Below are 12,532 nucleotides of genomic sequence, written 5' to 3'. Positions count from 1 at the left end.
GCTCAGGCGGCCGCCAGCAGGCTGTCGCCCATCAGCCGCGCGATCACCGCATCGGCCGAATCGCCCCGCGCCCGCGCCGCAAAGGACAGCGCCATGCGGTGGCGCAGCACCGGCGCAGCCATCGCGGCCACGTCGTCCAGCGTCGGCGCCAGCCGCCCCTGCAACACCGCCCGCGCCCGCACCAGCAGCATCAGCGCCTGCGCGGCGCGCGGCCCCGGTCCCCAGATCAGCGTATCCGACAGCCACGGCGCGGCCTCGGGTCCGCCCGGCCGCGCCCCCCGCACCAGGTCGAGGATGGCCGAGGCGACGCTGTCGCCCACCGGCATCGCCCGCACCAGCCGCTGCGCCGCGATCAGCGCGGGCGCGTCCAGCACCGCATGGGGGCGGTCCTGTTCCACCCCGGTGGTGGCCAGCAGGATCGCGCGTTCGGTGTCGCGGTCGGGATAGTCGATGTCCACTTGCAGCAGGAAACGGTCCAGCTGCGCCTCGGGCAGCGGATAGGTGCCCTCTTGCTCGATGGGGTTCTGCGTCGCCAGAACGTGAAAGGGCCGGCCCAGCGGGCGATGGGCGCCGCCGATGGTGACCTCGCCCTCTTGCATGGCCTGCAACAGCGCGGATTGGGTGCGGGGGCTGGCGCGGTTGATCTCGTCCGCCATCAGCAGCTGGGTGAACACCGGCCCCTGGACAAAGCGGAAGCTGCGGCTGCCGTCGGCGTTCATGTCCAGCACTTCGGACCCGAGGATATCGGCCGGCATCAGGTCCGGGGTGAACTGGATGCGGGCGCTGTCCAGCCCCAGCACCGTGGACAGCGTATCGACCAGCATGGTCTTGCCCAGTCCCGGCTGCCCGACCAGCAGCGCGTGGCCCCCCGACAGGATCGCGGCCAGCACCTGTTCGACCACCTCGTGCTGGCCGACGAAACGGCGCTCGATGCTGGCGCGGGCCTCGGTCAGGCGCGCGGCCAGCTGCCCGGCCTCGGCGACAAGATCCTGCCCTGCGGTGATATCGGCGTGTGCGGCCATGACTTTGCCCCTGCTCTGCGTTATCCCGAGCATATGAGGAGAAACAGCGAGGCTCCACCAGCAATGACGGACAGACGGGCAGATTCGCCGCACGATCGCGCGACGGGCGCGGCCAGGGGCGACGGCATCATCGCCGCGGCGCGGCAGGCCAAGGGTCGCGGCCCGGCGCCGGTGCATCTGTGGAACCCGCCCTATTGCGGCGAGATGGACCTGGAAATCCGCGCCGACGGGCGCTGGATCCACGAAGGCAGCCCCATCGGCCGCCCCGAGATGGTGCGGCTGTTCGCCTCGGTCCTGAAACGCGAGGGGGACCGGTTCTTTCTGGTCACTCCGGTGGAAAAGCTGGGTATCAGGGTGCAGGACGCGCCGTTTCTGGCCGTGGATGCCGACATCGGCGCGGACGAGATCCGCTTTGTCACCAATGTCGGCGATACGGTGGTGGCCGGCCCCGAAAACGCGATCCGGGTCGAGGACCGCGACGGCGCGCCGCGCCCCTATGTGCATGTGCGGGGCGGGCTGGATGCGCTGATCGACCGCAAGACCTTTTACCGGCTGGTCGAGGCCGCGACCCAGGACGGCGCGGGCCGGCTGGTGCTGCGCTCGCACGGGGCCAGTTTCGCGCTGGAGGGCTGAATGACGCGCTTTGCGGCGAATCTGACGATGCTGTTCACGGAACTGCCGATGCTCGAACGCTTTGCCGCGGCGCGGCGGGCGGGGTTTACCGGGGTCGAGGTGCTGTTTCCCTATGATCTGGCCACGCGTGAACTTTCCCGCGCCGCCCGCGCCGAGGGGCTGGCGTTCGTGCTGCTGAACACCCCGCCCCCGAACTGGGCCGGCGGGCCGCGCGGTTTCGCCGCCATCCCCGGCGGAGAGGACCGTTTCCGCCGCGATTTTACCCGCGCGCTGCGTTTCGCGCAGGAACTGGGGGCGATGCATCTGCACATCATGGCCGGCCGCGCCGAAGGGGACGCGGCGCGCCGCATATTCGTCGACAACCTGTCATGGGCAGCGGCGCAGGCCCCGCAGCTCAGCCTGCTGATCGAGCCGCTGAACCCGGTGGACATGCCGGGCTATTTCCTGAACGATTTCGAGCTTGCGGCCGGGATTCTGGACGAGGTGGGCGCGCCGAACCTCGGCCTGCAATTCGACGCCTATCACGCACAGCACATCACCGGCGACGCGCTGGCCTGCTGGGACCGGCACGGCGCCCGCGCCCGCCACATCCAGATCGCGGGGTTTCCCGGGCGAAACGAGCCTCAGGGCGGCGATATCGACTATCCCGCGTTCTTCCGCCGGCTGAAGGCATCGGGCTATGACGGCTGGGTCTCGGCCGAATACAACCCCGCCACCACCACCGAAACCGGACTGGAATGGCTCAACACCCCGGCGTGACCCCGCCCGCAGCCCACCCGCGGCACGAGGGCGGTTCCCCATGACCATGGCCATCTTGCTGGCGCTGGCGCCGATCATCCTGCTGATCGCGCTGGGGGCGGGCCTGAGCCGGCGCGGGTTTCGGGATGCCGGTTTCTGGGCGCAGGCCGAAAGGCTGAGCTATTTCATCCTGCTGCCCAGCCTGTTCTTTCACGGGCTGGCGACGGCCGACATCGGGGCGCTGCCGTTCCTGCGGCTGGCGGCGGTGCTGGTCGCGGCGATCCTTGTCGTGGCGGGGCTGACCCTGCTGGTGCGCCGCCCGATGGGGATCGACGGCCCCGGCTTCACCTCGGTCTTTCAGGGCAGCATCCGGTTCAACAACTACGTCGCGGTGACGCTGAGTGTGGGGCTGGTCGGCAGCAGCGGCGTGGCGCTGGCCGCGGTCTGCAATGCGATTATCGTGCCGACGGTCAATATCCTGTCGATCCTGGTCCTTGCCCGGCATGGGCGGCACCGGCCCGGTCCCGGCGCGATCCTGCGGCAGCTGGCGACAAACCCGCTGCTGCTGGCCTCGGCAGCGGGGCTTGGGTTTCAGGCGGCGGGGCTGGGGCTGCCGCCGGGCGTGGCGCCGGCGCTGCGGTCGCTGGGGGCGGCGGCGCTGCCGATGGGGCTGCTTTGCGTGGGCGCGGCGCTGCAATTCTCAGGCGCCCGGCGCTGGCTTGTGCCGGTCGCGGCGTCCTCGGCGCTGAAGTTCGGGGCGATGCCGCTGGTGACGCTGGCGCTGGCCCAAGCCGTGGGTCTGACGGGCGAGGCGCTGGTCGCCGCGCTGGTGTTTCAGGTGATGCCCACGGCCTCGTCGTCCTATATCCTCGCCCGTCAGCTGGGCGGAGACCACGCGCTGATGGCCGGCATCACCGCCGCCCAGACGCTGATCGCCACCGTGGCGGTCCCGGTGATGCTGATCGCGCTGCTCGGCTGATGCGCCCACCCTGCCAAGTGGCCCGCGCCGCGCGGATCACCCCAGCCGGTAGTTGGGCGATTCCCGCGTGATCTGCACGTCATGCACGTGGCTTTCGCGCAGCCCCGCCCCGGTGATGCGCACGAATTCGCAGCCGCCGCGCATCTGCTCGATGGTGGCGCAGCCGGTATAGCCCATGGCGGCGCGCAGGCCGCCGACCATCTGGTGCAGCACCGCGGTGACCGAGCCCTTGTAGGGCACCTGCCCCTCGATCCCCTCGGGGACCAGCTTGTCCGAGGCCGCGTCTTTCTGGAAATAGCGGTCGGCCGAGCCGCGCGCCATGGCGCCAAGGCTGCCCATGCCGCGATAGGATTTGAAGCTGCGGCCCTGATACAGGATCACCTCGCCCGGGCTTTCGTCGGTGCCGGCAATGGCGCTGCCGACCATGGCGCAGGTGGCGCCCGCCGCGATGGCCTTGGCGAAATCGCCCGAATACTTGATGCCGCCGTCGGCGATCACCGGCACGTCGCCCGCACCCGCCACCGCATCCAGAATCGCGGTCAGCTGCGGCACGCCCACGCCCGCCACGATGCGGGTGGTGCAGATCGAGCCGGGGCCGATGCCCACCTTGACCGCATCCACCCCCGCATCGACCAGCGCGCGCGCGGCGCCGGCGGTGGCGACGTTGCCCGCGCAGATCTCGGCCTGCGGAAAGGCCGCTTTCAGGCGGCGGACGGCCTCGCCCACGCCCTCGGAATGGCCGTGGGCGGTGTCGATGATGACCATGTCGACGCCGGCCTCGATCAGGGCCGCGCTGCGTTCAAACCCCTCGTCGCCGACCGAGGACGCCGCAGCCACCCGCAGCCGCCCCTGGTCGTCCTTGCAGGCCAGCGGGTTCAGCACGGCTTTTTCGGTGTCCTTGAGCGTCAGCAGCCCGGTCAGCCGCCCCTGCCCGTCGGTCACCAGCAGCTTTTCGATGCGCCGCGCCTTCATCAGGCTGATCGCCTCGTCCCGGTCGGCGGGCTCGTGCAGGATCGCCAGATCGTCCGAGGTCATCATCACCCGCACCGGCGTGCGGTCGTCGCTGGCGAAACGCATGTCGCGGTTGGTGACGATGCCGACGACGCGGCCGCTGTCATCTACCACCGGGAACCCGGTGACGTGGTATTGGTCCTGCAACGCCTTGGCATCGGCCAGCGTCTGGTCGGGGCGCAGGGTGATCGGTTCGTACACGATGCCGGATTCGAAACGCTTGACGCGGCGGACCTCGGCGGCCTGACGCTCGGCCGAAAGGTTGCGGTGGATCACCCCGATGCCGCCCGCCTGCGCCATCGCGATGGCCATGCGGCTTTCGGTGACCGTATCCATGGCCGAGCTGACCAGAGGGATGTTCATGCGGATGTTGCGAGAGACCCGCGTGGTCACATCCGCCGTCGATGGCATCACGCTGGATGCGGCGGGAACCAGAAGAACGTCGTCGAAGGTCAGCGCCTCGCGAATCTGCATGGGATGCAATCCTGTCAGGGGTTCGTTTGGCGGTTCCCCATTTCATGGCCGGGCCGGAAAGTCCAGCCACCCCGCGCAGGTTCAGGCGATGGCGGCGTTGGTTTTCACCGGCAGGCGGCCCTGCGCCCATGCCCGCAGCACCAGCGCAAGGATCGGGACCACCACCAGCGTGGCCGCGACCAGCGTGATCCCGGCGATCAGCCGGTGCGCTTCGGACGGGTGCAGCTGCCACAGCGTCACCCACAGCCCCGCGGTCGCCGCCACCGGAAAGGTCAGCGCCCCCCACAGCGCGGAAAACCCGTCCGCCAGCAGCCAGCGCGCCGAGACCAGCCCCAGGGCCAGCAGCGCCAGCGCCAGCCACGCAATCGCCGTCCCCGCGCCGGTCCAGCCCAGCCCCAGCGCCACCGTCCCGAACAGCGCGATCGGCGCCAGATGGATCGCCAGCAGCGGCCGCAGCGGCGGCGGCACCCGCGCCGTCATCGCCTGCCGGGCGCTGACCACATAGATCGCCAGTGCCACCAGCAGCGTCGGCCAGAACAGCCACCACGCCAGCCCGGGCCAGCCCAGCAGCAGCGCGGCGCGGGCGGCGACGATGGGGCCGGTAAAGCTGAGATGCCACGCCGGCGCGACTCGGCGCTGTTCGGGGGGCAGGCTGCGCAGCACCGCGACCAGCACCACCAGCAGCACCGCGTGCAGGATCAGCCCCGCGCCCAGCACCGCCTTGGCCGCGCCCCCCATCCCCAGCGCCGCCAGCAGCGCCGCGACCAGATAGACCGCCAGCACCCCCGCCGCGACGCCGGCACGGCCGGGCAGGATCGCCAGATCCTCGGCCAGCACGCCGGGGCGGCGGGCCAGCTTGACCCCGTAGGCCAGCATCGCAAACCCGGCGATCGCCAGCATCATCCCGGCCAGCAGCTCGGCCAGCGCGCGCGGCAGGGCAAAGGCCGACACGCCCCCCAGCCACGCCAGCACCAGCGCCAGCGCGCCCAGAACCGGCGGAAACACGGCCGGAGGCACCCTGCGCCAAAGGCCGGGCGGGACGGGGCGGGGCATCGCGAAATGCAGGCGGTCCTTGTTCATGACCCGCATGATCGCAGCCCCGCGCGCCGATGCCAAGCGCGGCAAATCGCGCCACCCCTTTGGCCGGGGCCGCACCCCTGCCCGCCCGATTCGGCCGCGAAACGTTGCATCGCCGCCACGAACGGGCACGCCCGGGCGCCGGAACGCCGCGTCACGCATGGAATGGATTGACCGGCGCCCGCTCAGGCCGAAGATGACAAGAAAACCACTCGTCACAAGCGACGAGTCGGTCCATGAGCCAGGGAGGAACTTCGATGACATATCCGTTCACGGGAAAACGCCTGCTGACGGGCACCGCGGCGCTGCTGCTGACGGCAGCGCCGGTGTTCGCCGGCGCCATCGAGCGCGCTCCGCAATCGCTGGGCATCCTGTTCGAGCAGGGCAATTATGTGGAGTTCGGCGCAGGGCGGGTCAGCCCGAAGCTTTCGGGAACCGAATTGCCCTTGGGACCGCTTCCCGGCGGCAACTCGACCGGAGACATCGCCAAAAACTATAATTTTTTCGGCTTGGGTTACAAACATCAGTTCAATGAAAACCTCTCGGGCGCCATCATTATTGAGCAGCCGTTCGGGGCGGACATGTATTATCCTGGTGATCCCGCGACGACGGCACTTGGTGGAACCGCTGTTGATGTAGATTCGACCACCTACACAGCGCTGCTGAGGTATAAATTTGACAACAATTTTGCAGTCCACGGCGGCCTGCGTGGCTCTCACGCTAGCGGAGACGTCACTCTACAGGGCGTCGCTTACGGCGCCGTCAACGGCTACAATGCAAAATTAGATGGTGTTTGGGGCTGGGGCTACGTTCTTGGCGCCAGTTGGGAAAAACCCGAAATCGCGGCGAGGGTGTCCTTAACTTACAATTCACCGGTGGAACACGACTTCGACACTGAAGAAACCGGCTTGCCTGTGCCCACATTAAATGGATCTTCTGAAACCACGGTAAAGACACCGAGGTCTTGGACACTTGAAGGCCAGACGGGCGTTGCCGCGGACACGCTTGTTTTCGGATCGATCCGCTGGGTTAATTGGTCCGAGTTCAAGGTCAGCCCAGAAGGTTTCGTAGGCATGGGCGACTACGGACTGCCAGGCGCGGATGAGGGTCTTGTCACCCTGGAAGATACCACCACCTACACGCTGGGCGTCGGCCGCAAGTTCACCGAGAACTGGTCGGGGGCGCTGTCTTTCGGCTATGAGAAATCGGGCCGTCGGCTGGTTTCACCGCTGTCCCCGACCACCGGCCGCAAGAGCGTCGGTCTGGCCGCGATCTACACCCAGGACAACTGGAAGGTCACGACCGGGATCACCTATATCAAGCTCGGCGATGCCGATGCCGAAACCGCCGATACCGCCCGCGCCGAGTTCCGCGACAACGACGCATGGGGCGTCGGCGTCAAGGTCGGCTACAGCTTCTGACCCCTTCTCACCTTGGGGCACGGGGGCGGCCCGCCAGCCGCCCCTTTTCCTTTTGCGCCTCGCGGCCTACCTATCGCGGCGACAGGCAAGCAGGCGGGACCGATGATCTACGACAGCGCAGAATCGTGGCTGGAGGCGCCCGAAAAGCGGGTGATGCTGTTCGGCATGTCCGGGCTGGGGAAAACCCATGTCGCCTCGATGCTGCGCCGCGCCGGCGGCTGGTTCCACTACAGCGTCGATTACCGCATCGGCACCCGCTACATGGGCGAGCTGATCGCCGATGAGTTCAAGCTGCACGCCATGCGGGTGCCGCTGCTGCGCGAGCTGCTGCTGACCGATTCCGTGCGCATCCGCTCGAACATCACCTTCGACAACCTGGCGCCGCTGTCGATGTATCTGGGCAAGCCCGGCGATCCGGCGCGGGGCGGGCTGGCGTTTCCCGACTACATGACCCGGCAGAACCAGCACCGCGCCGCGGAAATCGCGGCGATGCTGGATTGCGGGCATTTCATCGACCGCGCCCGCGCGATCTACGGCTATCGCGATTTCGTCTGCGACACCTCGGGATCGGTGTGCGAGGTGGTGGACCCCGACGATCCCGACGATCCGGTGCTGGCGGCGACCGCCGCGCTGATGCTGCCGGTCTGGATCCGCGGGACCGAGGCGCATACGGCGGAACTGGTGCGCCGCTTTGACCGCGCGCCCAAGCCGATGTATTATCAGCCGGATTTCCTGTCCCGCGCGTGGAGCGATTACGCCGATACCCACCCCGGCCCGGTCTGCCCCGACGCCTTCATCCGCTGGACCTATGCCCGCGCGCTGGCCCACAGGCAGCCCCGATACGAGGCCATGGCCCGGCGCGGCGTCACCGTCGAGGCAGACGAGATCACCCGCGTCGCCTCGCCCGCGGATTTCGCCGCGCTGATCGCCCGCGCGATCACCCGCAAACACCGAAAGGACGCCTGATGCCGATTACGCTGCCCTCGAACCTGCCGGCGTTTGAAATCCTCAAGCGCGAGGGGGTGATGGTGATGGCCCCCGACCGCGCCGCGCGTCAGGACATCCGCCCGCTGCGGATCGCGCTGCTGAACCTGATGCCGAAAAAGATCCAGACGGAAAACCAGTTCGCCCGGCTGATCGGGGCGACGCCGTTGCAGATCGACCTGTCGCTGATTCGCATGTCGGACCACGAATCGCGCCATACCGCCGCCGACCATCTGGAATCCTTTTACCGGCCCTTCAACGAGGTCGCGGCCTCGGGCGAGCGTTTCGACGGGCTGATCGTCACCGGCGCCCCGATCGAGCATCTGCCCTATGAGCAGGTGACCTATTGGGACGAATTGCGCCGGGTGTTCGACTGGACCCGCACCCATGTGCATTCGACCTTTGGCGTCTGCTGGGGCGGCATGGCGATGGCGTGGCATTTCCACGGCCTGCCCAAGCACATGCTGGACGACAAGGCCTTTGGCTGTTTCCGACACCGCAATCTTGCGCCCTCGTCGCCTTACCTGCGCGGGTTTTCCGACGACGTGCTGATCCCGGTCAGCCGCTGGACCGAGGTGCGCCAGCCCGACATCGACGCGCGCGGCGAATTGCACACGCTGCTGGCATCGGAACAGGTCGGCCCCTGCCTGGTCGAGGATGCTTTGGGGCGGCGGCTGTATATCTTCAACCACCTGGAATATGATTCAACCACGCTCAAGGACGAATACGACCGCGACGTGGCCGCCGGAACGCCGATCGAGGTGCCGGCGAACTACTATCCCGACGACGACCCGTCGCGCACGCCGACGAACCGCTGGCGCAGCCACGCGCATCTGCTTTACGGCAACTGGATCAACGAGATCTACCAGACCACGCCCTTTGACCTGGCCGATATCGGGCGCGCTTGACGGCCGGCGGGGGCAAGTCCCCCGCCCCCTTGCACCCGCGCCTGTCAATAGGTCGAGAAACTCAGCCCCAGAAACGTCTCGTCCTCGGTGAACTTGTGGCCCAGCCGCAGGGTCAGCCGGCGCGACAGGCGGCGGGTCAGCATGACGGCGGGGGTCAGCTTTCCACCGCTTTCGTGCCACAGCGACAGCTGCCCGCCCCACCCCGAGGGTTGATGCGTGGCCCCCGCCACCGCCAGCCTGGCGCGGTCGATGCTGGTGAAATCGGCCATCAGGAACACCCCCCAGTCACCGTATTCCGCCCAGCGATCCGCCGACAGCCGCCAGCCGGCGCGCAGCGCGCCGCAGCGGGCGCGGTCCTCAAGGCAGATGGACCAGCGATAATCGTCAAGCCGCCACCAGTCGATCCTTTCCGCCTTGAGCGCGGGACCGGCGCGCAATTTCCATGGCGCGTGTTCGGGGCCGACCTGCCATGTATACAGCGCCGAGGCCCGCGCCCAGCTGTCGTCGGCATCCTCGCCCAGCGTCATTCCCCAGACCACGCGGCCCTTTTCTACGTTCACCACCAGCTGCCCGCCGTCGCGGTGCAGGTCCAGCTGCACCCATGTCCCGTCCGCGGCATGACCCGGCCCTGCGGCAAAATGCAGCGCGGTCAGCAGGCACAGCAGGCGAAACAGGTGCATGGGCGAATCCTCTTGCCCCTCACCTAGCGCAGGATGGTTGACAGAGTGTTAACCGGCACGGCTCCGGCCCGCTGGCGCTTGCCAGCGCCGCCCCCGCGCCCTAGCACCGGCACGCACACCAGTTCACAGGAGCACACCATGGATCTGTCGAATGCCCGCGCCGTCATCACCGGCGGCGCCTCGGGGCTGGGCGCCGCGACCGCCGAACATTTCCGCCAGCGCGGCGCCCAGGTCACGGTGCTGGACCGCGACGATGCCGGCCAGGCCGCGGCCGACGCCATCGGCGCCCATTTCGCCCGCACCGACGTGACCGACGAGGCTTCGGTCGCCGCCGCCATCGCGCTGGCGGTGGAACGCATGGGCGGCATCGACATCTGCGTGAACTGCGCGGGCGTGGCCACCGCCGGCAAGACGCTTGGCCGCGAAGGGCCGCTGGCGCTGGACAGTTTCCGCCGCGTGATCGAGATCAACCTGATCGGCAGCTTCAACGTGCTGCGGCTGGCCGCCGCCGAAATGGCCCGCAACGGACGCGAGGAAAACGGGGTGATCGTCAACACCGCCTCGATCGCGGCCTTTGACGGGCAGGCGGGACAGGCGGCCTATGCGGCCTCGAAAGCCGCCATTGCGGGCATGAGCCTGCCCATCGCCCGCGACCTTGCCCGCAACAACATCCGCATCTGCGCCATCGCGCCGGGCATCTTCGGCACGCCCATGCTGCGCGGCCTGCCGCAAGAGGTGCAGGACAGCCTTGCGGCCGAGGTCACCAACCCCAAGCGGCTGGGCGATCCGCAGGAATATGCGCGGCTGGCGGCCTTTATCGTCGAAAACGCGTATATGAACGGTGAAACGATCCGCATCGACGGTGCGTTGCGGATGCGCTGACCATGCTGAAAGGTGCCGCCGGATGACCGACCACGCCGCAGACCCCTTTGACTGCCTGATCGTGGGCGGCGGTCCGGCCGGGCTGACGGCGGCACTGTATCTGGCGCGGTTTCACCGCCGCGCGGTGGTGGTGGACAAGGGCGAGGGGCGGCTGCGGATGATCCCGCGGTCGCATAATCTTGCGGGCTATCCGCAGGGGATCCGCGGGGGCGACCTGCTGGACGACATGCGCGATCAGGCCGCCCGCTACGGCGCCACGCTGCTGGACGGCAAGGTCACCGCCCTGCGCTACGCGGACGGGCTGATCAAGGCGGATGTCGCGGGCGCGGCCGCCCCGATCCGCGCCCGGACCGTGCTGCTGGCGACCGGGGTGGTGAACCACCGCCCGCCGCTGGACGCGGCGACCCACGACCGCGCCGTGGCCGCCGGGCTGCTGCGCTATTGCCCGATCTGCGACGGCTATGAACAAAGCGGCAAGCGCATCGCGGTGCTGGGCGGCGACCGTCACGGGCTGGCCGAGGCGGTGTTCCTGCGCAGCTACAGCCGCGACGTCACCCTCGTTTCGCTGATCGAGCTGGCGCTGGACCCCACCGAACAGGCCCAGGCGGAACGCGCGGGCGTGGCGCTGGCCCCGGCGCCGGTATCGGGCTTTGCGTTCGACGAGGGCGATGCCGAGGTGCGGCTGACGCTGGCCGACGGCACAATACTGACAGTCGACACGCTTTATGCCGCGCTCGGCACCCATACCCGCAACCGCCTGGGCCGGATGCTGGGCACGCGGCTGGTGGACGGACAGTGTTTCGTCACCGACGCGCATCAGCGCACCACGGCCAAGGGGGTCTATGCGGCCGGCGATGCGGTGGACGCGCTGGACCAGATCGGGGTCGCCATCGGCACCGGCGCGCGCGCGGCGGTCGCCATCCACAACGACCTGCGCGCCCGCGACGGCGAGCTGCTTGCCCCTTAGTCCAGCAGCCCCTCGCCGACCGCGACGGCCAGCAGCTCCAGCGCCGCGGCCAGCCGCCGGTCGATCTCGGCCAGATAGCGCGTCCAGTCCATGAAGCCCGTCAGCGGCTCGGCCCCGTCCGAAATCCCCCGCAGCCCGATCATCGGCACTGCGAACCCAAGACAGGCGCGACAGACGGCGTGGGTTTCCATATCCACCATGTCGGCGTCGATCGTGTCGTAATCCGCGCCCGAAACGATCGCCGCCCCCGAGGACAGCGACGCCGAGGGGATGCCGGGAATCTGCAATCCCAGCGCCAGCTCGGCCGGCAGGTCCAGCCCCGGCGTCAGCCCGCGCGCAAACCCCAGCGCCGAGACATCCATGTCCCGCCACCCGACCGAGCGCGCCTGATAGACCCCGCCCTGTTCCAGATGCCGCGACCCGGCGCTGCCCAGACAGACCACCGCCTCGGGCAAGGCCCGCGCGGCCTCAAGCCGGGTCAGCGCGGCGGTGACCGAAATCGCGGCCTCGACCGGCCCGATGCCGGTCATCACCGGCGAGATCAGCGCCCGCAGGGCCGGGCCGTATTCCTCGGGCGCGGCCATGGTGAACAGCAGCCGCCGCCCCGCGATCCGGTCGACCACGGGCAGCCCTGCCCCGATCCGGGGCGAACGCAGCCCGCCGAATGCCTCGCCTGCATCATTGCTCATCACGCTCTCTCCCTGCGGTCCGTTCCCGTCCAGCCGCGGCAGCGACATCTTCTGTCCCGAAATATCC

13 protein-coding genes are annotated in these 12,532 nt (G+C 68.9%); 8 read left to right on the top strand and 5 right to left on the bottom strand.

What is annotated here, in order from left to right:
* Positions 1-2 precede the first annotated feature (2 nt).
* Positions 3-1,022 (bottom strand): AAA family ATPase, encoded by a 1,020-nt coding sequence (locus BLW83_RS06015; RefSeq protein WP_090846623.1) that lies wholly within the window; start codon positions 1,020-1,022, stop codon positions 3-5.
* Between the two features lie 63 nt (positions 1,023-1,085).
* Here BLW83_RS06015 and BLW83_RS06010 point away from each other — a divergent pair, with 63 nt between their 5' ends.
* The 3 genes from BLW83_RS06010 to BLW83_RS06000 are packed head-to-tail and all read left to right on the top strand — an operon-like array spanning position 1,086 to position 3,372.
* The gene (locus tag BLW83_RS06010) at positions 1,086-1,655 is read left to right on the top strand and encodes a DUF1285 domain-containing protein (RefSeq protein WP_090846621.1); all 570 of its coding nucleotides are present in this window, start codon (positions 1,086-1,088) and stop codon (positions 1,653-1,655) included.
* Positions 1,656-2,414: a hydroxypyruvate isomerase family protein gene (locus BLW83_RS06005; protein ID WP_090846619.1), complete on the top strand. Its 759-nt coding sequence runs from the start codon at positions 1,656-1,658 to the stop codon at positions 2,412-2,414.
* A gap of 40 nt (positions 2,415-2,454) precedes the next feature.
* A complete protein-coding gene (locus BLW83_RS06000) occupies positions 2,455-3,372 on the top strand; it encodes an AEC family transporter (protein ID WP_090846617.1) in 918 nt (305 codons plus the stop codon).
* A 36-nt stretch (positions 3,373-3,408) separates the two neighbouring features.
* Here BLW83_RS06000 and guaB read toward each other — a convergent pair whose 3' ends face one another.
* Both guaB and BLW83_RS05990 read right to left on the bottom strand, forming a co-directional pair.
* Positions 3,409-4,857, bottom strand: coding sequence for an IMP dehydrogenase (guaB, locus tag BLW83_RS05995; RefSeq protein WP_090846615.1), 1,449 nt, complete (start codon positions 4,855-4,857; stop codon positions 3,409-3,411).
* Positions 4,858-4,938: 81 nt separating this feature from the next.
* A complete protein-coding gene (locus BLW83_RS05990) occupies positions 4,939-5,946 on the bottom strand; it encodes a TDT family transporter (protein ID WP_090847509.1) in 1,008 nt (335 codons plus the stop codon).
* A gap of 245 nt (positions 5,947-6,191) precedes the next feature.
* Between BLW83_RS05990 and BLW83_RS05985 the strand changes: the two genes are divergently transcribed.
* The 3 genes from BLW83_RS05985 to BLW83_RS05975 all read left to right on the top strand — a co-directional run bounded on the left by BLW83_RS05985 (position 6,192) and on the right by BLW83_RS05975 (position 9,247).
* Complete coding sequence (locus tag BLW83_RS05985; protein WP_090846614.1) at positions 6,192-7,355, top strand: OmpP1/FadL family transporter; 1,164 nt, start codon at positions 6,192-6,194, stop codon at positions 7,353-7,355.
* A 102-nt stretch (positions 7,356-7,457) separates the two neighbouring features.
* Positions 7,458-8,321: an ATPase gene (locus BLW83_RS05980; RefSeq protein WP_090846612.1), complete on the top strand. Its 864-nt coding sequence runs from the start codon at positions 7,458-7,460 to the stop codon at positions 8,319-8,321.
* Entirely contained in the window at positions 8,321-9,247 is a 927-nt protein-coding gene (locus BLW83_RS05975) for a homoserine O-succinyltransferase (RefSeq protein ID WP_090846611.1), read from the top strand. Before BLW83_RS05980 ends, BLW83_RS05975 begins: the two co-directional genes overlap by 1 nt.
* A 44-nt stretch (positions 9,248-9,291) precedes the next feature.
* On the opposite strand, the gene BLW83_RS05970 is transcribed toward BLW83_RS05975, so the two are convergent.
* Positions 9,292-9,927 (bottom strand): hypothetical protein, encoded by a 636-nt coding sequence (locus tag BLW83_RS05970; protein WP_090846609.1) that lies wholly within the window; start codon positions 9,925-9,927, stop codon positions 9,292-9,294.
* A 138-nt stretch (positions 9,928-10,065) separates the two neighbouring features.
* Here BLW83_RS05970 and BLW83_RS05965 point away from each other — a divergent pair, with 138 nt between their 5' ends.
* A complete protein-coding gene (locus BLW83_RS05965) occupies positions 10,066-10,809 on the top strand; it encodes an SDR family oxidoreductase (protein ID WP_090846607.1) in 744 nt (247 codons plus the stop codon).
* Between the two features lie 22 nt (positions 10,810-10,831).
* Positions 10,832-11,776 (top strand): NAD(P)/FAD-dependent oxidoreductase, encoded by a 945-nt coding sequence (locus BLW83_RS05960; RefSeq protein ID WP_090846605.1) that lies wholly within the window; start codon positions 10,832-10,834, stop codon positions 11,774-11,776.
* On the opposite strand, the gene BLW83_RS05955 is transcribed toward BLW83_RS05960, so the two are convergent.
* On the bottom strand, positions 11,773-12,465 hold the full coding sequence (locus BLW83_RS05955) for a 5'-methylthioadenosine/S-adenosylhomocysteine nucleosidase (RefSeq protein ID WP_090847507.1): 693 nt from the start codon (positions 12,463-12,465) through the stop codon (positions 11,773-11,775). The genes BLW83_RS05960 and BLW83_RS05955 overlap by 4 nt on opposite strands.
* Positions 12,466-12,532: the final 67 nt, after the last annotated feature.

It is taken from the genome of Paracoccus alkenifer (assembly GCF_900108405.1).
GTDB lineage: Bacteria > Pseudomonadota > Alphaproteobacteria > Rhodobacterales > Rhodobacteraceae > Paracoccus > Paracoccus alkenifer.
The sequence above is the reverse complement of the archived record's forward strand: the minus strand, read 5'-3'. Positions and strand labels throughout refer to the sequence as shown.